Source organism: Aeromonas sp. FDAARGOS 1404 (genome assembly GCF_019047085.1).
Classification (GTDB): domain Bacteria; phylum Pseudomonadota; class Gammaproteobacteria; order Enterobacterales; family Aeromonadaceae; genus Aeromonas; species Aeromonas veronii.
In genome coordinates, this window is record NZ_CP077237.1 from 1,198,456 (window position 1) to 1,216,599 (window position 18,144).

An 18,144-nucleotide genomic window follows, 5' to 3' on the forward strand; every position below is an offset into this window, starting at 1 on the left:
GGCATACCGCCATCTATTAACAATAAAGTCAGCAGATAGAGTAAAGCACCCAATTTCCACTTAGCCAACTGAGACCAAATTTCACCATCGAACACCATCCGGCAAGGTTTCAGGCCAGTTTCCCTGTTCCGGATAACAAGAGCACATCATGAGCATATGTATCTGATAAGTCACATTTAATGACCACACCACTGATTTTCACAGGGGATGCCATCTCCTTCCCCATCCATCTTGGTACCAGGGCAGTTTTGTAAAAACCAGGTTGCCTCCTCGCAGGAGGTCATCTGGGAGCAATGTTGCCGACCATCACACTGGCGAATAAAGGTCGTTGCCTGTGGCGTGCTGACCTCCTCCTGATTGAAAGAGGAGACCGGCAATGGCGCCATTGACTCGGCCGAGAAACGGGAATAGATGGAAAAGAGGCCGACGAGCACCAGCAGAGGGATCAATTTGCCACTCCAGCTGCTCTTGCGACGTCGATAGGGGTTACTTCTCTCTCTGGTAGAAGTGGGTCGTGGCGGCTGACTTGCCGCCCGAAACGATGGCGCCGCTGATGGTGCGGCTGACCTTGTGGCTGATGTTGCGGCCGACGGCACTGCATCCGCCAACGTGAGCGGGCGATCGGGGAAAAAGACCTGTAACGCCCTTGGTTTGCCATCCTGGCCACTGCCGATCAGATAGGTGACACGCTCGCCCGGCTCTGGCACCCGGCCATCTGATTGCAACGCCGTAACATGCACAAACAGCCCTGCACCGCGTGATCCATTGATTGTCTGCTCGGCGCCATTTTGCTCCGGCGTAATAAATCCAAAGCCGCGCGCCTCGTTCCAGCTCGCGATCCGTCCCTGATAACGCATCTGTCCATCCTTGTTGTTATCCATGTGAGCACTATCTTGCCCGACAATCATGTTGCCCAAAAGCGCTGCGGCCCGACAGGGAGCCGCTGCGTCAATCTCAACACGGTGCTCGGGTGCTGCCTGCGTTAAAGCTCAAGCCAGCTGGGACACCTTGATGATCTCGGCGATGCGCCCCAGCATCCGCAGCGAGGTGTGATGCTCGGTGGCATCTGCGGCGGCGCAGGCATCCTCCAGAATGGTGATGGCGTAGTCGCGATCGTGGCCATCTCGCGCTGCCGCCTGAATGGCCCAGCTGGTGCTCACCCCGCACAGATAGAGGTGGTCGATGTGATTGGCCCGCAGCGCAGGCTCCAGCGCCGTGCCATAGAAGGGGCTCACTCTGGGCTTGGTCAGCACCAGATCGCCGGGCTGCACATCCAGATCAGGATGAAAGTCGGTGCCGCTGTCAACCAAAGAGAGCGCCCCCAACTGGTGAGCGCGACCAAACATGGGAGACCCCTTGGGTTGCAGCTGATAGCCGCCGTCAAAGCCCACCTTGATCAGCACTACCAGCCAGCCGTTGGCGCGGGCATGGGCCAGCGCCTGATTGGCATGCGCAACAGCATCCTGCTCCAGCACATGGGCTGCAGAGGCGGCAATGCGCCCGTCGGAATGGGCAATATCGTTGATAAAATCGATCACCAGCAGTGCCTTGTTCATCACCTTTGCTCCTTCGCGCATTCAGCCCGTGCTATCTGGTTTCTACCTGTCAAACCAGCCCCAGTGCATAGCGCAGCGCCATCTCCTTTAAGGGGCCAGCTTTATCCGCCAGATTGAGGGCCAGATTGCGGGCCAGCTTGAGGGGGCCAATCTCGTTGCTGAACACCCCGTAGAAGAGATCCATTCCCGACTGCATCAGCAGGTTGTCGGGGCGACGGCGTCGCTCGTAACGCTCGGCCAGCACAGCTTGATGCCAGTCGGCTCCGGCCCCTTGCAGCAAGTCGACCCAGCAGGCCACATCCTTGAAACCGAGGTTGACCCCCTGCCCCGCCAGCGGGTTGATGGTGTGGGCAGCATCGCCAAGCAGCACCACCCGACCGACGTGATAGTCGTTGGCGTGGCGACGCACCAGCGGGAAACTCCCCTTGCCGGTGACGGTAAATCCGCCGAGCCGACTCGGGAAGTGGCGGCGCACTTCGGCGGCAAGCCCTTCGTTGCTCATGGCCGCCAGAGCCCGGATCCGAGCCGGGCTGTCATACCACACCAGAGAGCCGTGCTGGCCTGGTAGTGGCAGGAAGGCGCGCGGGCCGCTCGGGGTGAACTGCTGCCAGGTGATATCTTCCTGCGCAAAGTCGGTGTCGATATTGATCAGCATGCAGTGCTGGCGGTACTCGAAGCGCGATACGCCGATACCCGCCAGCTTGCGGGTGTGGGATTCAGCGCCATCGCAAGCCAGCACCCAGCGGGCCGCCAGTTCAGTGCCGTCATCCAGAGTCAGCACAGCTTCATCCGCACTCTGGCGCAGGCTGGTCACCGCCGCCGGGGTGTGGGTCTGGATGGTGGGAAAATCCTCCATCCGTTTGAGCAGGGCGAGCTGCACCAGACGGTTTTCGATGATGTAGCCGAGCTGGGGCAGACCGAGATCGGCGGCATTGAAGCGGGTGGCAAAACCGTCCAGCTCCCAGGTCTCCAGCCGGCGATAGGGGCAGAGCCGCATCTGCTGCAGATGGTGCCAGGCACCGGCCTGCTCCAGCAGCGCCACCGAGGCCTGACTGATGGCGGAGACCCGCAGATCCAGCGGCTGCTCCGGCGCGTAATGCTCCGGCAGTTGGGTCTCGATGACCCGCACCGAGAGGCCCTGAGCCGCCAGCAGACAGGCGGTGGCGGCGCCCACCATGCCGGCGCCGACGATGGCGATATCACACTGTTCCATACATTTATTCCTGAAAGGGTGCGTCCGGCGACAGCGCCCGGACGTGAACCGGATGGCAGCATGATAGCGCAAGGGCGGCTGATAAACAGTGAGACAAACGGGGAATTGCTGCGTCAAATCAAGGAGAAAGCTTATTGAGCTTGCTGGCAACAGGTATCGGGTGAGCACCATTGCCAGCTGGATATTAGCTAGGCAGTATCCAGATTGCGGAGTAAAATGCGCGGTCCTTTGACCATGCCGATTTCAAAACAAGTCAAGAGAAGCAATGAGCAAGAAACTTCACATTAAAACCTGGGGTTGCCAGATGAACGAGTATGACTCGTCCAAAATGGCCGACCTGTTGGATGCCAGTAATGGCTACACCCTTACCGAAGAGCCCGAAGAGGCAGATGTCTTGCTGCTGAATACCTGCTCCATCCGCGAAAAGGCGCAGGAGAAGGTGTTCCACCAGCTGGGACGCTGGAAAAAGCTCAAGGCCAACAAGCCCGGTCTGGTGATCGGCGTGGGTGGCTGCGTTGCCTCTCAGGAGGGCGATGCCATCCGCCAGCGCGCTCCCTATGTGGATATCGTGTTCGGCCCGCAGACCCTGCATCGCCTGCCCGCCATGATCAAGGAAGTGCAAGAGGGCCGTGGTGCCCAGGTTGATATCGCCTTCCCCGAGATCGAAAAATTCGACAGCCTGCCCGAACCGCGCGCCGAAGGGGCCACCGCGTTCGTCTCCATCATGGAAGGCTGCTCCAAATACTGTACTTACTGCGTGGTGCCCTACACCCGCGGTGAAGAGGTGAGCCGTCCGCTGGACGACGTGCTCTACGAAATCGCCCAGCTCGCCCAGCAGGGCGTGCGCGAAGTGAACCTGCTCGGCCAGAACGTCAATGCCTACCGCGGCCCGACCTTTGATGGCGGCATCTGCACCTTCGCCGAGCTGCTGCGTCTGGTGGCCGCCATCGACGGTATCGATCGCATTCGCTACACCACCAGCCACCCGATCGAGTTCACCGACGACATCATCGAAGTCTACAAAGACACCCCGGAAGTGGTCAGCTTCCTGCACCTGCCGGTGCAGAGCGGCTCCGACCGTATCCTGACCATGATGAAGCGCCCGCACACCATCCTGGAGTACAAATCCAAGATCCGTCGCCTGCGTGCCGCCCGTCCCGACATCACCATCAGCTCCGACTTCATCGTTGGCTTCCCGAACGAGACGGACGAAGACTTTGAAGCGACCATGAAGCTGATCGAGGATGTGGGTTTCGACATGAGCTTCAGCTTCATCTTCAGCCCGCGCCCGGGCACCCCGGCCGCCGACATGCCTGACGATGTCGACATGGAAGTGAAGAAAGCCCGTCTGGCCCGCCTGCAGCACGTCATCAACAACCAGGCGATGCAGATTGGCCGCGCCATGCTGGGCACCACCCAGCGCATCCTGGTGGAAGGGCCCTCCAAGCTCGACCCGATGCAGCTATGTGGTCGCACCGAGAACAACCGGGTGGTCAACTTTGAAGGCCTGCACACCCTGATCGGCGGCTTTGCCGACGTGGAGATCACCGAGGTGCGTCCCAACTCTCTGCGCGGCAAGTTCATCCGCGGCGAGAGCGAGATGAACCTGCGGATCGCCACCGCCCCGAGCGAAATCCTGGCCCGTCGCCCGGATAACGTACCGGACGAGCTGGGCGTTGCCGCCTTCACTCCCCATTAATCCCCTCCTCCCCATTCGCCCGGCGGATGGGGAGCGCCTTGAGACGAGGATATTTTGAGCCGACACATCTCGACCCTGAATCTGCATCTGGAGCCCGCCGACAACCAGCGCCTTGCCAGCCTGTGCGGCCCCTTCGATGACAACATCAAGCAGCTGGAGCGCCGCCTCGGCGTCGAGATCAGCTACCGTGACAGCCACTTCCAGTTGGTGGGCAAACCGGCCCAGCTGGATGCCGCCGCCGTCATCCTCAAGCACCTCTATGTGGAAACCCAGCCCCTCAAGGGTGGCAAGGTGACTGACATCACTCCCGACATGGTCCATCTGGCTATTCAGGAGTCGCGAGTGCTGGAGCAGGATGACGAACCGGCGCCGAGCATCCCCTATGGCAAGGAGGTGACGGTCAAGACCAAGCGCGGTCTCATCAAACCACGCAGCCCAAATCAGGCCCAGTACATTGCCAATATCGTGCGCCACGATATCTGCTTCGGCATAGGCCCGGCCGGTACCGGCAAGACCTATCTGGCGGTCGCAGCGGCGGTGGATGCGCTGGAGCGTCAGGAAATTCGCCGCATTCTGCTGACCCGTCCGGCGGTGGAAGCGGGTGAGAAGCTGGGCTTCCTGCCTGGCGATCTCTCCCAGAAGGTGGATCCTTACCTGCGCCCGCTCTACGACGCCCTGTTCGAGATGCTGGGTTTTGAGCGGGTCGAGAAGCTGATGGAGCGCAACATCATCGAGGTGGCGCCGCTCGCCTATATGCGCGGAAGAACCCTCAATGACGCCTTTATCATTCTCGATGAGGCCCAAAACACCACCACCGAGCAGATGAAGATGTTCCTGACCCGGATCGGCTTCAACTCCAAGGCCGTGGTCACCGGCGACATCACCCAGGTAGACCTGCCGCGCAACGCCAAATCCGGCCTGCGCCACGCGCTGGAAGTGCTGCCAGGGGTCGATGGTCTGTCGTTCAACTTCTTCGAGTCCAAAGACGTGGTGCGCCACCCGGTGGTGGCCCGTATCGTGCAGGCTTACGAGGCATTCGATGCCAAACAGGCAGCGGAAAAAGCAGCACCCATTTTCGGGAAAGAGAGCATCGGCAAAGAGAGTGAACAATGAGCGTAACCCTGGATCTGCAGCTGGCCAGTGCCAGCACTGACGGCCTGCCCACCGAAGCCCAGCTGCAAGGCTGGCTCGACGGCACCATTCTCGGCTTCCAGCAGGAGGCAGAAGTGACGGTGCGTATCGTCGACGAGGCGGAGAGCAACGAGCTCAACCTTACATATCGCGGCAAGGACAAGCCCACCAACGTGCTCTCCTTCCCGTTCGAGGCGCCACCCGGTCTGGAGCTGCCGCTGCTCGGCGATCTGGTGATCTGCCGTCAGGTGGTAGAGCGCGAGGCCGAAGAGCAGGGCAAGCCCCTGATGGCCCACTGGGCCCACATGGTTGTGCACGGCAGTCTGCATCTGCTAGGTTATGACCATATCGAGGATGAGGAAGCCGAAGAGATGGAAGCGCTTGAGCGCGACATCATGCAGGAGCTAGGTTTTGCCGATCCTTATCTGAACGACGAAGAGTAAAGAACCGGATGGTCATCGTCTTGAAACAGCAGATGGCCATCCTTATATAACCCGAACTATTTCAAGTGTGTTCATACGAGTAACCAAGAGAGAAAATGACCGACGATCACCCTAGTACCGGCTCGCCGAAGAAAACCTGGCTCGACAAACTCAGCCAACTCTTCCAGGGCGAGCCAAAAGACCGCAATGATTTGGTAGACGTGATAGCCGATGCCGAAGAGCGCGACCTCATCGATCAGGACACCAAGGACATGATCGAGGGGGTGCTGGAGATCGCCGATCTTCGCGTACGCGATATCATGATCCCCCGCTCCCAGATGGTGACCATCGAGAAGTCCCAGCCGGTGGATGCAATCCTGCCGGTGATCATCGAGTCCGGCCACTCCCGCTTCCCGGTGATCAACGAGGACAAGGACCATGTGGAGGGCATTCTGCTCGCCAAGGATCTGCTCCCCTTCGGGTTTGGCGGCCATCACGCCAGCGAGCCGCTGCAGCTCGAGAAAATCTTGCGCCCTACGGTGATCGTGCCGGAAAGCAAACGGGTTGACCGTCTGCTCAAGGAGTTCCGTGAAGAGCGCTACCACATGGCCATCGTGGTCGACGAATTTGGTGGCGTCTCCGGTCTGGTGACCATCGAAGACATATTGGAACTTATCGTTGGCGAGATCGACGACGAGTTTGACGACATCGAGGATGAACCGGACGAAATCCGCCGCCTCAGCAAGCGGGTCTTCTCCATCAGTGCCCTGACCGAGATCGAGGATTTCAACGACTTCTTCGGCACCAAATTCAGCGATGAAGAGGTGGACACGGTAGGTGGTCTGGTGATGCACGCATTCAGCCACCTGCCCAAGAAGGGCGAGGAGATCGAGCTGGACGGCTACCTGTTCAAGGTGATGCATGCCGACCGGCGCCGTCTGCAGCAGCTGCAGGTGAAGATCCCCGAGCACCACGCGGCGGCGCAATCCGAGCCGCAATAGGTAGATCCGCTCGATGTGTGAAACAACGCCCCGACCTCGGGGCGTTGTGCTCTCTGCCACCGGCATCGAGGCTCGCCGTTGCCCCGCTTACAGGTTAAGATACCGGCCATTCGACCCCAGTTGCACACCAAGACGAGCACCATCGCCCGTGAGATTATCCCCTGTTACTTCCAAAATTCTGTTAAGCCTCAGTGCATTGGCCTCTGGTGCCATCGCCGTGCTGGCCTTCTCCCCCTTCGGCTACTGGCCGCTGGTGATCCCCTCCCTGCTCGGCCTCTACGCCCTGCTGGACAAAGCCACGCCGAAACAGGCCGCCTGGCGCAGTTTTGGCTACGCCATGGGACTCTTTTTGCCAGGCCTGTGGTGGATCCATGTCAGCATGACCGAGTTTGGCGGCATCCCGCTACCGGTCGCCTTCGTGCTGCTGGCCGGGCTCTCCGCCTATCTGGCCCTATACCCGACGCTCGCCTGCTGGGCCTTCGCCCGCTTCTTTGGCGGCCGTCACTGGAGCCGCTGGCTGCTCGCCTTCCCGGCACTGTGGTTGGTAGCTGACTGGCTGCGCGGCTGGGTGATGACCGGCTTCCCCTGGCTCTGGTTTGGCTACAGCCAGATCGACGGCCCGCTCAAGGGATTTGCTCCCATTCTCGGGGTACAGGGCATCACCCTAGCACTGCTATTCTCCGCCTCCGCCATTTGGCTGGTGTGGAAATCCCGCTCGCCACTGTGGCTGGCGGTGCCCGCCCTGCTGGTGGCCGGTGCCCACGGTCTGATGCAGCTCAACTGGGTGACCCGTGGCGAGCCGGTCAAGGTGGCACTGGTGCAGGGCAATATCGCCCAGTCCCTCAAGTGGGATCCGGAGGCGCTGGCCTCCACGGTGCGCACCTATCAGGACTTGAGCCGCGAGAATCAGGATGCCGACATCATCATCTGGCCGGAATCGGCGATCCCGGCCATCGAGAAGGCGATGGGCCCCTATCTGGAGAATCTGGACAAGGCGATGAAGGTGAACGATACCGGCCTGCTGGCGGGGATCATTCACTACGACGAGCAGCAACAGCGCTTCTACAATACCGTGCTCGGCATGGGGGTGCAGGATGCGGATGGCAAGGAGTCCTACTTCTACAACCACTCCAACCGCTACAACAAATACCACCTGCTGCCCATCGGCGAATTCGTGCCCTTTGAAGATCTGCTACGCCCCATCGCCCCCTTCTTCAACCTGCCGATGTCCTCCTTCAGCCGGGGTGACGAAGTGCAGCCAAACCTGATCGCCAAGGGGCTCAAGTTTGCCGCCGCCATCTGCTACGAGATCATCTTCCCGGAGGAGGTGCGCCGCAACGTCAATGCCGATACCGACTTCCTGCTGACCGTCTCCAACGACGCCTGGTTCGGCACCAGCATCGGCCCCTGGCAGCATATGGAGATCGCCCGGATGCGCGCGCTGGAGCTGGCTCATCCGCTGCTGCGGGACACCAACACCGGTATCACTATCGTGACCGAGATCGATGGCAGCATCATAGGCCAGATCCCGCAGTTTGAAGCGGGCGTGCTGCGCAGCGAAGTGCGTCCCGCCCACGGCGAGACCCCCTACATGCGCTTTGGCAGCTGGCCCCTCTACGGTCTGACCGTGCTGCTGCTGGGTCTGGCGCTGGCGCTGCGTCCCAAGGCTCATCCCTGGGCCCGCGAGCTGTAATGGCCATCCGCAATCCCTGATAAACAACGAGGCGCCCGAAGGCGCCTCGTTTTTTGTCATCCCCTCATAGCGATATGCCGGAGAAGGACATAAAGCCGAGGGACATCAGCCCTGCCACGATAAAGGTGATACCGATGCCCCGCAGCCCCTCGGGGACATCGGCGTACTTCAGCTTCTGGCGCAGTCCGGCCATGGCGACAATGGCCAGCAGCCAGCCAAGCCCGGAGCCTGCGCTGTAGACCAGTGACTCGACAAAATCGTAATCCCGCTGCGCCATAAACATCACCCCGCCGAAGATGGCGCAGTGCACCGTCAACAGCGGCAGATAGATGCCGAGTGCCTGATAGAGCGCCGGAACGAACTTGTCGAGCACCATCTCCATCACCTGCACCAGCGCCGCCAACACCCCGATGTAGATGATGTAATCGAGAAATCCCAGATCGAATTCACCGAAAAAGGTACTGCCTGCCCGCAAGATATGGCGGTAAATCAAGTTGTTGAGGGGAATGGCGATCACCATCACCACCAGGATTGTCATGCCAAGGCCAAAGGCGGTGTTGATGTTCTTCGAGACGGCCAGAAAAGTACACATCCCCAGAAAGAAGGCCAGGGCGAGGTTTTCGACAAATATTGAGTGAATAAACAGGTTGAGGTAGTAGTCCATAGGTGTGCTCACCAGGTGTTTGCGCAAAGAGAAAGTCTGCCTCTGGCCGATGGCCAGCAGCATGGACGAAACAACAGAAAGCGCGGACGCAGCACCGGACGATAGAGCGCAGGCAGCAGGTGTCAGCCTGCCCCGTCAGTCAATCGGGAGCGTTAAAAGCCGTGTGAAAATGTGGATGAGCGTCCGCCAGCAGGGTGAGCTAGTCGCCGTGACAGAAGCGAAATTGCAAATGGTGGCCGCAGAGTTGCCGTTTATGCAGATAGCCAACGTGGCCACAAGCTTGTCTGACATAGATCAGCGGCACAAAGAACAGCAGGCCACAGAGCAGGCCGAGGATGTCGTACTGGAACCAGGCCAGCAGCATCTGATAGAGATGGCCTTCCCGCTCCTTCGCCAACCGCCGCCCCTGCTCGACCCCGTGGCGCCACTGGTTGCCCGGCAGCAAGCCGACCGTGTCGACCAGACGCTGGTTGATCGGGTCTTGCAGTGCCATCCCCGCCGTCGCCCCGGCAGATGGCCCCTGCGAAACGGCGCTCAGCCCAGCTGCGGCAAAAGCAGCGAGCCACAGAATGCAGGCGATGGCAAAGGCCATTGCACCGTGCTGTATGCGGCTTGGGGGTAAGCGACTGGCAAGAGGCAAGGATCGAGCTCCTTCAGGGATGACAGGAATGCGGGGATAAATATATCACAAGCCATCGCTTTATTGGATTTTTATATTCACCTAATCATGCAAATCAGCACTAAACACTCAATTATCACTGAACTTGGCATTTAAAAACTAAAACAAATGGGGGAGCATCTGCTCCCCCGTCCGATCACTGGCTCACCCTCAATGGCAATAGCCATCCTCTTCACATCGCCTGCAGGCAGCAGATCACATAGCCGTAACTGCCCAGATATTGGCGGTGGATGGCTACTTCCCGGCTCAAGTCCTGCCAGGCGGCACTCTCCCCCAGCTCGTCTCGATAGCGCAACAGATTGACCTCGATGGGGTCCAGATAATTGTTCCAGGCACTCATCGGCAATGGGGTGTGTGACAGGCAGTGGTAGCCTGCCGCTTGTACCGTCTCAAGCAGGCCCGCCAGCGTCTGCATGGCGGGGTAATCCTGCTGCCAGAATGCCAACGCCTCCTCGGGCGGGTTATCGGTCAGCCAGACCGCATCACTGAGCACGATGCAAGCCTGCGGGTTCGCGAGCAGCGGACGCCACGCCTTCAGCGCATTGGCAACCCCCATCACGTAAGCGCTCCCCTCTGCCCAAATGAGGTCGGCCGGGGCCAGATCGTCCGGCAGTGCCGCCATGTTGGCGCAGAGGGTGGAGACATGCTCAAAGCCCGCTGCACGGGCGGAGTGCGCCACGGCGGCCAGTGCCTCTTCTTCCAGATCGATGGCTACGATAGTGGCATCGGTCACCTGAGCCAGCGCCATGGTCGAGGCACCGCGCCCGCAACCCATGTCGAGGATCCGGCGCGGCCGGATGGGCAAAGCGGAAAACTGCTGCTGAGTGAAGGCGCGATCCCCCGGCCCCCAGTAACTCATGCCATCCAGCAGCTGGATAAAGTCCTTGATGTAACGCTCATGTTCATTCATGTCTTTGCTCAACCATTGCAAGTGGTAGCGATCTTTCTCGCTAAAACCCTGTTTCATCACCCACGCGAAGTAGGCCTCCGGTGCCTCGCGCTGCAGTTGCAGCTGCCAGGCCTTGAATTCCTCACCGGAGCGCGGGCGCAGCCCTGCCAGATCCGCCAACAGATCCCGGGCGCGCTGCATCCGCGCCAGCTCCTCATCGAGCTCCCTGACCCGGGCCTGCAATGACGCTTGATCTATCTCGCCAGCCAGACAGGCGAGGCACTGCTTGAGGCTGAGACCACCCGCCTGCAGGGCCTGCACCATCTGCAGTCGCTGCAGATCCCCCTCGTCATAGTGGCGATAGCCGTTGGCGGCCCGGGTGCCGGCAATCACCCCCAGCTTCTCGTAATAGAGCAGGGTGGAGCGGGCGAGGCCGCAGCGGCGGGCCAGTTCGGATATTTTCATGGCAATCACTCACGGTGCGGGCCCTCAGGTGACCCGATAGAGACGAGCTTAAACTGTGAAGCTATAGACGGGTCAACGCCCTTTTCCAGAGATCCGCCAACAAAAACGGCCACCCGAGGGTGGCCGTTGTCAGCGCTATCTGTGATAAAGCGGCGATAGAGCAGCGATGCTACCGGCTCAAAGACCGGCTGCCTCCAGATGCTCCACCAGCAGCTGCACGCTGCGGTTGCCGCGCCACTCGTTGACGTCAAGCCGGTAGACAAGCCGCACCCGCTTGACCGAGGCATCGGGCCAGCGCTTGAGATCGACGCCAAAGGCGATGGCATCCACCGCGTGACCAGAATCGGTTGTCAGCATCATCTTGAGGTGCTTCTCCCCCACCAATCGCTGCTGTACCAGCACAAATTCGCCGTCGAACAGCGGCTCGGGGAAGGCCTGACCCCAGGGGCCGGAGGCGCGAATAAGCTCCGCCAGCTCGAGGTTGAGCTCATCCGGCAACAACTCGCCATCGGTGAGCAACACCCCGGTCAAAAGCTCCGGTGTCACCAGCTCACTAATGACCGCCTCAAAGGCCCGACCGAACGCCTCGATGTTGGCCTTGGGCAGGGTCAACCCCGCCGCCATGGCATGGCCACCAAACTTGCCCATCAGGCCCGGGTGGCGGGTATCGAGCAGTTCCAGCGCATCGCGCAAGTGCACCCCGGGGATGGAGCGGCCGGAGCCCTTGAGCTCGGTCTCGCTGCTCTCGGCAAACGCGATGACCGGGCGGTAGTATTTCTCCTTCACCTTGGAGGCCACCAGCCCCACCACCCCCTGATGCCACTCGTCCCGGTGCAGCACTATGCCCGACGGCACCTCGCCATCGCGAAAACGGATCTGCTCCAGGGTGGCGAGGGCCTCCTGCTGCATCCCCTGCTCAATCTCCTTGCGCTCCTGATTGAGGCTGTCCATCTCGGCCGCAAGCTGGCGCGCCAAATTGAGATCATCGCAGAGCAGACAGGCGACCCCGAGGGACATGTCATCGAGGCGCCCTACCGCATTGAGGCGCGGCCCCAGCGCAAAACCGAGGTCGGCGGCGGTGAGGCGGCGACCATCGCGGCCCGACACATCCACCAGCGCCTGAATGCCGGGGCGACAGCGGCCGGCCCGGATCCGCTGCAAGCCCTGATGGACCAGGATGCGGTTGTTGCCATCGAGCGCCACCACGTCGGCCACCGTGCCAAGCGCCACCAGATCGAGATAATCCGCCACATTGGGGGCGTGAAGCCCTTGCCGCTCGTACCAGCCGAGCTGGCGCAGATAGGTGTTGAGGGCCGCCATCAGGTAGAAGGCTACCCCCACCCCGGCCAGCGACTTGGAGGGGAAATCGCAACCATGCTGGTTCGGGTTGACGATGGCATCGGCGTCAGGCAGCTCCTGACCCGGCAAATGGTGATCGGTAACCAGTACCTGCATGCCAGCCGCCTTGGCCGCCGCCACCCCGGCGATGCTGGAGATGCCGTTATCCACCGTGATCAGAAACTCGGCGCCACGGGCCACCGCCAGCTCGACAATTTCGGGGGTGAGGCCGTAGCCAAACTCGAAGCGGTTGGGCACCAGAAAATCGATGTGGCGGCCACCCATGGCGCGCAGTGCCAGCACACACAGGGCCGAACTGGTGGCACCATCGCAGTCGAAGTCACCGACAATCAGGATCCGTTTCTGGGCAGTCAGGGCCTCCGCCAGCAGCGGCACCGCCTGCTCCATCCCATAGAGGCGCTGGGGCGGCAACAGCTGGCTGGCGCTGCGCTCCAGCAGGGCGGGATCCTCTACGCCACGGCTGGCGAAGATTTGGCGAAGCAGGGGATGCAGGGTGGCAGGCAGATGGGAATCATCAACTCGCGGACGACGACGGATTTGCAGGGACATCAATATGATCCAGTATCTTGAGCAGCTGTTCGGGGCTCTGATACCCGCGCACCAGATCCCCGTCGGAGGAGACCCAGGCCGGCAGTACCTTGACCCCCAACCATTGGCTCAGGCCAATATTTTGGATAAGGGTCTCACTACATGCCGTTTGAGGCAAATAGGCTTTTAACGGATCATTTTGCAGCAGGGGATCGCTGCACCAGTCGGCGGCCCGTTCGGCGTGATCAATCACCGGATAGAGTGCCACGCTCACCCCGGATGCCTGCAGGTGTTGCAAGGTGCCGGAGAGCTGACGGCGCTTTGCGTCCTGCTCGCCGAGAAACAGCGCAACCCGGTGACGCTCATCCCGAGCCTTGAGCACGATGGGGGCATGAGCCACCTGCGCCAAACCAAGTCGGCGCTGCTCGCGCATACCCGAGATGGTCAGGTTCTTCATGTCGCGGGTCATATCCAGCATGACCCCCTGCACCACATAATCCCCTTTGGCATCGCTGTAGAGCACCCCCTGTGAGGTGCCCAGCATATACAACCCCGCGATTGGGGTCGGTTCAACCAGATAGACGGGGACCCCCAGCCGGGCCGTGATGGTCTGTTTCAAGGCTTGGGTATCCATCCCCGCTCTGGCAGCAAATGTGCACAAAAGCATCATTCCCAGTAGTAAATACTTCACTTGTTTACTCACGTGGTATGAATGAATCGACCCAGCAAATTACAGCAGCACAGCTCATCATTCAACCAGCTACTTACCAAAAAATTAATATCACTTTGTACCAAAAAAATGGCTCCCCCCGATTGCCAAGGACTCATAACGCCCGCAAGCTAGTCAGGACGACAGGAACAACGCGGCTTAGCCTCTGTTTTTCCTGACAAGAGTTCGCCCTTTGGCAAGGGTAATCAACGCGCTATCTTGTTTAATTTCGGAGGAAATAATGAGTCTGATTCAAGAGTTCAAAGCCTTTGCCGCCCGCGGCAACGTCATCGATATGGCGGTCGGTATCATCATTGGTGCCGCCTTCGGCAAAATTGTCTCCTCTTTTGTCGGTGACGTGATCATGCCGCCCATCGGCCTGATCCTGGGCGGCGTGGACTTCAGCGACCTTGCGGTCACCCTGAAGGCCGCAGAAGGTGCAACACCCGCCGTAGTTATCGCCTATGGCAAGTTCATCCAGACCATCATCGACTTTCTGATCATCTCTTTTGCCATCTTCATGGGACTGAAAGCCATCAACACCCTCAAGAAAAAGCAGGAAGAGGAAGCCGCCGCCCCGGCAGGCCCGACCAAGGATCAGGAGCTGCTGACCGAGATCCGTGATCTGCTGAAATCTCAACAGGAGCGTTAAGCCGACTCCCCAGACTAGTGTGTATGTGTGTCACGATGCCCATGGGCTATGGTTAGATGGCGTAAAGTTATATAGGCGTCGTGACTATGCAAACCTCCAATGCTGCAAACTCCAATCACAGCTTTATTCTCCGTTTTCTTTTGCTGCTTGCGCTGCCACTTGTTTTGACCACATTGGGTAGTGCGTACCTTTTTTCTGTTATGCAGAAAAACACCTTGCTAAGCACCGCCAGATTTTTTAACGATAGTACTGCGCAGCAATGGGATAACTCACTCTCTTCGGTTGAGAGGCAAATAAATATCATCATTGCCGACATTACTGAGAATAATGGAGATCTTCCCCCGGAATTAAAACAACGTTATCGCGACATTTGGCAATACCTTCTTTACCCTGATGGCCCAATAAAAACCGTGTACTACATGCTTCAGGATAACAAGCATATCAATTTCTCTCTTCATCCTACCCCGATTGAGTTCAAAGAATCGGAACGCCCATGGTATCGCAATGCCATCGACCATCCCGGCATCAATATCTGGAGTTCCCCTTACATTGACGCGATTGAAAAAACGCCGGTCGTCACCCTTTCCCATGCTGTTTTCAATAACCAGGGGGAATTTCTTGGCGTGATTGGCATCGACCTGAACTTGAAGGTATTTTCAGCACGTATAGGGCGGATTCTGGAGAGTAGTAACAATGTTGTATATATGCTCTTTGACCGAGGCAGCAAGATGATTGTGGCTCACAGCGACCCTCAGGAAAACGGCAGTCGACTTGACCAACCATGGATTTCCGAATTGAAAGGCAGGAATGGTACCTTAATGAGTGAAAATGGTGATCTCATTTCATATCACGCCCTTCACAACAACCCATCATGGCTGGTTATTACTGTATTTCCATTCAAGAGCGATATTCTGATTGGTGAAATATTGCCTACCATATTTATCACTCTGATATTGTCACTATCGATATTCACACTGGTTGCCATTATTTTCAGACAACGCCTGGAGCATACCATCAGCACATTGGTACAAGTTGTTAGACAATTGCGTATTACCCCTCCAGGGCAACAGATTATTATCCCCAAGCTGGCAGGCATAGAGGAGCTGGAGGATGAAATCGTGATGATTTCAGACAAAATGCAGGCAGAAACCGAAAAGTCGCTGCGTGATGCATTAACCGGCTTGTACAACCGCCGTCATTTGGAAGAGGTGCTCGCCACTCTATATAAAAAAAATAGCCAATATATATTGGCGATTATCGACATTGATAACTTCAAAAAAATAAATGATACCTATGGTCATCCCATCGGGGATGCCGTTTTGAAACGCACCGCTCAGCTTGGTAGCCAATTGCTGGAGGAACAGGCAACCCTGTGCCGCTTTGGGGGGGAAGAGCTGGTCGCTATTTTTGAACAGACAGATATTGCCAGTGCACAGCAGTTGATGGAGCAGTGGCGTATCAGCATGGGGCAACAGGATTGGCGTGAAAAGGGCTTAAGCGTCTCCTTTAGCGGTGGCATTGCCGAATCCCTGAATGATGCCCCAGACAGTGTGATGGCCCGCGCCGATGCAGCCCTGTATCAGGCTAAACAAGCGGGCAAAAATCGCCTGCAACGGGCTTAAGCGCGGGGGTGATGCTCCCCGTGCAGCGCCTTGAGTCGCTCGTTGGCCACATGGGTGTAGATCTGGGTGGTGGAGAGATCCGCATGGCCCAGCAGCATCTGTACCACCCGCAAGTCGGCGCCGTGGTTGAGTAGATGGGTGGCAAAGGCGTGGCGCAAGGTATGGGGGGATAGCTCGCCGTTAATCCCGGCCCGCTGCGCGTAAAGCTTGATGCGGTGCCAGAAGGTCTGGCGGGTCATCATACGGGCCTGCTTGGAGGGAAACACCACGTCCGAGCTGGTACCACCGAGCAGCAGGGTGCGGGCCTCCCGGTAGTAACGCTCCAGCCAGTGCATCGCCTCCTCGCCCATCGGCACCAACCGCTCCTTGTTGCCCTTGCCCACCACACGCACCAAGCCCTGACGCAAACTGACATGCTCGGCAGTAAGCCCCACCAGCTCGGAAACCCGCAAGCCGGTGGCGTAGAGCAGCTCCAGCATCGCCTTGTCCCGCAGCTCCAGCGGGTCATCCACCAGCGGCGCACTCAGCAGAGCTTCCACTTCCGTTTCGCTTAAATCTGAGGGGAGTTTTTTCGGCAGCTTGGGCCCCTCCAGCAGCACGGTCGGATCGTCGCTGCGCAGCTTCTCGCGGTTGAGATACTGGTAAAAGCGGCGCAGGGCCGACAGAAAGCGGGCAGTGCTGCTGGCCGCAAACTGGTGATCCACCCGCCAGGCGAGGTAGTGCTGGATCTCGTCCATCCCCGCCAGCAGCAGCGAGCTCCCCTGCTCGTCGAGCCAGAGGGAGAACTTCTCCAGATCGCTGCGATAGGAGCTGACCGTGTTGTCAGACAATCCCCGCTCCAGCCAGAGGGCGTCGAGAAAGGGTTCAATCAGGGGATGGGGGTCGGGTTTGCTCATGGTGCGCTGCAATCAGGGGATCGATGGCCCATTGTAACGCGCCAACTCCTTGGAAAGACAAGGCACTTTCATTGGAAAGATAAGGCACGTTTGCCACCCCCCTTGCCGGGCGGTGAAGGTCGAATGGCAATCTGCTAGACTGGCGCCCTCCCCTTACGTTACCCATCGTGTTGCCAACATGGCGCAGCCCACACGAGCATGCGAGAACGCGCCAAAAGCAAGCGAGAAAGCGCCAACAGAGAGAAGAGCGATGAAGATTGGTCTGTTTTACGGTTCCACCACCTGCTACACCGAGATGGCTGCCGAGAAGATCCGCGCCCTCATCGGCCCCGAGCTGGTGGATATTCACAATATCAAGGATGTCTCCCTGCGCCTGATGGAGGATTACGAGATCCTGATCCTCGGCATCTCCACCTGGGATTTTGGCGAACTGCAGGAGGACTGGGAGTCCCGCTGGGAAGATATCGCCGATCTCCATCTGGAGGGACGCATCGTGGCCCTGTTTGGCCTCGGCGATCAGCTCGGTTATGGCGAATGGTTCCAGGACGCCCTCGGCATGCTGCACGATCAGCTGGTGCCAAAAGGGGTCAAGCTGGTGGGCTACTGGCCCAACGAAGGGTACGAATTCGATGCCTCCAAGGCACTGATCGACGATGGCCGTCACTTCGTCGGGCTGGCCCTTGATGATGCCAACCAATATGACCAGACCGATCCGCGCATCGAGCAGTGGGTCGAGCAGATCCTGAGCGAAATCCACGCCCTGCTCTGATCTTTCTCACGTTTTGGCAAAACGACCCTGAGCGCCTGGCCCTGGCCGCCGGGCGCAGTTATCGCACCGATTTTCTCAATCGGTATCATCGCATGACGCTATAGCGACTTTTTTGTGCTGGTCTGCAACAATGGACCCGACATCCCATAACAATCAGAGCCGGATGTCGGAAGCAAACGGACAGACCAGAAAAGGAT

Annotated in this window: 17 protein-coding genes; 8 read left to right on the top strand and 9 right to left on the bottom strand. The window is 58.9% G+C overall.

Annotated features, from left to right (window positions below; translation table 11 throughout):
• Positions 1-176: 176 nt before the first annotated feature.
• The 3 genes from I6L34_RS05440 to I6L34_RS05450 all read right to left on the bottom strand — a co-directional run bounded on the left by I6L34_RS05440 (position 177) and on the right by I6L34_RS05450 (position 2,769).
• On the bottom strand, positions 177-857 hold the full coding sequence (locus I6L34_RS05440; protein WP_058057153.1) for an excalibur calcium-binding domain-containing protein: 681 nt from the start codon (positions 855-857) through the stop codon (positions 177-179).
• A 132-nt stretch (positions 858-989) separates the two neighbouring features.
• Positions 990-1,556 (bottom strand): cysteine hydrolase family protein, encoded by a 567-nt coding sequence (locus I6L34_RS05445; RefSeq protein ID WP_058057152.1) that lies wholly within the window; start codon positions 1,554-1,556, stop codon positions 990-992.
• A 49-nt stretch (positions 1,557-1,605) separates the two neighbouring features.
• On the bottom strand, positions 1,606-2,769 hold the full coding sequence (locus I6L34_RS05450; protein ID WP_058057151.1) for an FAD-dependent oxidoreductase: 1,164 nt from the start codon (positions 2,767-2,769) through the stop codon (positions 1,606-1,608).
• 265 nt (positions 2,770-3,034) lie between these two features.
• Here I6L34_RS05450 and miaB point away from each other — a divergent pair, with 265 nt between their 5' ends.
• The 5 genes from miaB to lnt all read left to right on the top strand — a co-directional run bounded on the left by miaB (position 3,035) and on the right by lnt (position 8,715).
• On the top strand, positions 3,035-4,468 hold the full coding sequence (gene miaB / locus I6L34_RS05455) for a tRNA (N6-isopentenyl adenosine(37)-C2)-methylthiotransferase MiaB (RefSeq protein WP_042054725.1): 1,434 nt from the start codon (positions 3,035-3,037) through the stop codon (positions 4,466-4,468).
• Between the two features lie 54 nt (positions 4,469-4,522).
• Entirely contained in the window at positions 4,523-5,581 is a 1,059-nt protein-coding gene (locus tag I6L34_RS05460) for a PhoH family protein (protein WP_047438025.1), read from the top strand.
• A complete protein-coding gene (gene ybeY / locus I6L34_RS05465) occupies positions 5,578-6,042 on the top strand; it encodes an rRNA maturation RNase YbeY (protein ID WP_005354089.1) in 465 nt (154 codons plus the stop codon). Before I6L34_RS05460 ends, ybeY begins: the two co-directional genes overlap by 4 nt.
• Positions 6,043-6,137: 95 nt before the next feature.
• On the top strand, positions 6,138-7,022 hold the full coding sequence (gene corC / locus I6L34_RS05470) for a CNNM family magnesium/cobalt transport protein CorC (protein ID WP_005354092.1): 885 nt from the start codon (positions 6,138-6,140) through the stop codon (positions 7,020-7,022).
• A gap of 148 nt (positions 7,023-7,170) precedes the next feature.
• A complete protein-coding gene (lnt, locus tag I6L34_RS05475) occupies positions 7,171-8,715 on the top strand; it encodes an apolipoprotein N-acyltransferase (RefSeq protein ID WP_216956067.1) in 1,545 nt (514 codons plus the stop codon).
• Between the two features lie 64 nt (positions 8,716-8,779).
• Here lnt and nqrE read toward each other — a convergent pair whose 3' ends face one another.
• The 5 genes from nqrE to I6L34_RS05500 form a co-directional block, all read right to left on the bottom strand.
• Positions 8,780-9,379, bottom strand: a complete 600-nt coding sequence (gene nqrE, locus I6L34_RS05480) for an NADH:ubiquinone reductase (Na(+)-transporting) subunit E (protein ID WP_064337626.1) — start codon at positions 9,377-9,379, stop codon at positions 8,780-8,782.
• Between the two features lie 199 nt (positions 9,380-9,578).
• Positions 9,579-9,971 carry a hypothetical protein gene (locus tag I6L34_RS05485; RefSeq protein WP_064335663.1) on the bottom strand — a complete coding sequence of 131 codons (393 nt, stop codon included), beginning with the start codon at positions 9,969-9,971 and terminating at the stop codon, positions 9,579-9,581.
• A gap of 259 nt (positions 9,972-10,230) precedes the next feature.
• The gene (locus I6L34_RS05490) at positions 10,231-11,412 is read right to left on the bottom strand and encodes a MerR family transcriptional regulator (protein ID WP_021229745.1); all 1,182 of its coding nucleotides are present in this window, start codon (positions 11,410-11,412) and stop codon (positions 10,231-10,233) included.
• A gap of 177 nt (positions 11,413-11,589) precedes the next feature.
• Positions 11,590-13,320, bottom strand: coding sequence for a single-stranded-DNA-specific exonuclease RecJ (gene recJ, locus I6L34_RS05495; protein ID WP_021229744.1), 1,731 nt, complete (start codon positions 13,318-13,320; stop codon positions 11,590-11,592).
• Positions 13,286-13,933: a disulfide isomerase DsbC N-terminal domain-containing protein gene (locus tag I6L34_RS05500; protein WP_005335146.1), complete on the bottom strand. Its 648-nt coding sequence runs from the start codon at positions 13,931-13,933 to the stop codon at positions 13,286-13,288. Before I6L34_RS05500 ends, recJ begins: the two co-directional genes overlap by 35 nt.
• 316 nt (positions 13,934-14,249) lie before the next feature.
• On the opposite strand from I6L34_RS05500, the gene mscL reads away from it, so the two are divergent.
• On the top strand, positions 14,250-14,660 hold the full coding sequence (mscL, locus tag I6L34_RS05505; RefSeq protein ID WP_005335147.1) for a large-conductance mechanosensitive channel protein MscL: 411 nt from the start codon (positions 14,250-14,252) through the stop codon (positions 14,658-14,660).
• Positions 14,661-14,746: 86 nt separating this feature from the next.
• Positions 14,747-16,282, top strand: a complete 1,536-nt coding sequence (locus tag I6L34_RS05510) for a sensor domain-containing diguanylate cyclase (RefSeq protein WP_216956071.1) — start codon at positions 14,747-14,749, stop codon at positions 16,280-16,282.
• Here I6L34_RS05510 and xerD read toward each other — a convergent pair.
• Positions 16,279-17,178, bottom strand: coding sequence for a site-specific tyrosine recombinase XerD (xerD, locus tag I6L34_RS05515; RefSeq protein ID WP_005335149.1), 900 nt, complete (start codon positions 17,176-17,178; stop codon positions 16,279-16,281). The genes I6L34_RS05510 and xerD overlap by 4 nt on opposite strands.
• Before the next feature lie 250 nt (positions 17,179-17,428).
• On the opposite strand from xerD, the gene fldB reads away from it, so the two are divergent.
• A complete protein-coding gene (gene fldB, locus I6L34_RS05520; protein ID WP_021229741.1) occupies positions 17,429-17,947 on the top strand; it encodes a flavodoxin FldB in 519 nt (172 codons plus the stop codon).
• The last annotated feature ends 197 nt before the right edge of the window (positions 17,948-18,144 follow it).

Bases quoted from the DNA above. Each gene is read 5' to 3' on its own strand.
- I6L34_RS05440 (WP_058057153.1), bottom strand. From the start codon at position 857: ATGCGTTATCAGGGACGGATCGCGAGCTGGAACGAGGCGCGCGGCTTT.
- I6L34_RS05445 (WP_058057152.1), bottom strand. From the start codon at position 1,556: ATGAACAAGGCACTGCTGGTGATCGATTTTATCAACGATATTGCCCAT.
- I6L34_RS05450 (WP_058057151.1), bottom strand. From the start codon at position 2,769: ATGGAACAGTGTGATATCGCCATCGTCGGCGCCGGCATGGTGGGCGCC.
- miaB (WP_042054725.1), top strand. From the start codon at position 3,035: ATGAGCAAGAAACTTCACATTAAAACCTGGGGTTGCCAGATGAACGAG.
- ybeY (WP_005354089.1), top strand. From the start codon at position 5,578: ATGAGCGTAACCCTGGATCTGCAGCTGGCCAGTGCCAGCACTGACGGC.
- corC (WP_005354092.1), top strand. From the start codon at position 6,138: ATGACCGACGATCACCCTAGTACCGGCTCGCCGAAGAAAACCTGGCTC.
- nqrE (WP_064337626.1), bottom strand. From the start codon at position 9,379: ATGGACTACTACCTCAACCTGTTTATTCACTCAATATTTGTCGAAAAC.
- I6L34_RS05485 (WP_064335663.1), bottom strand. From the start codon at position 9,971: ATGGCCTTTGCCATCGCCTGCATTCTGTGGCTCGCTGCTTTTGCCGCA.
- I6L34_RS05490 (WP_021229745.1), bottom strand. From the start codon at position 11,412: ATGAAAATATCCGAACTGGCCCGCCGCTGCGGCCTCGCCCGCTCCACC.
- recJ (WP_021229744.1), bottom strand. From the start codon at position 13,320: ATGTCCCTGCAAATCCGTCGTCGTCCGCGAGTTGATGATTCCCATCTG.
- I6L34_RS05500 (WP_005335146.1), bottom strand. From the start codon at position 13,933: ATGGATACCCAAGCCTTGAAACAGACCATCACGGCCCGGCTGGGGGTC.
- mscL (WP_005335147.1), top strand. From the start codon at position 14,250: ATGAGTCTGATTCAAGAGTTCAAAGCCTTTGCCGCCCGCGGCAACGTC.
- I6L34_RS05510 (WP_216956071.1), top strand. From the start codon at position 14,747: ATGCAAACCTCCAATGCTGCAAACTCCAATCACAGCTTTATTCTCCGT.
- xerD (WP_005335149.1), bottom strand. From the start codon at position 17,178: ATGAGCAAACCCGACCCCCATCCCCTGATTGAACCCTTTCTCGACGCC.
- fldB (WP_021229741.1), top strand. From the start codon at position 17,429: ATGAAGATTGGTCTGTTTTACGGTTCCACCACCTGCTACACCGAGATG.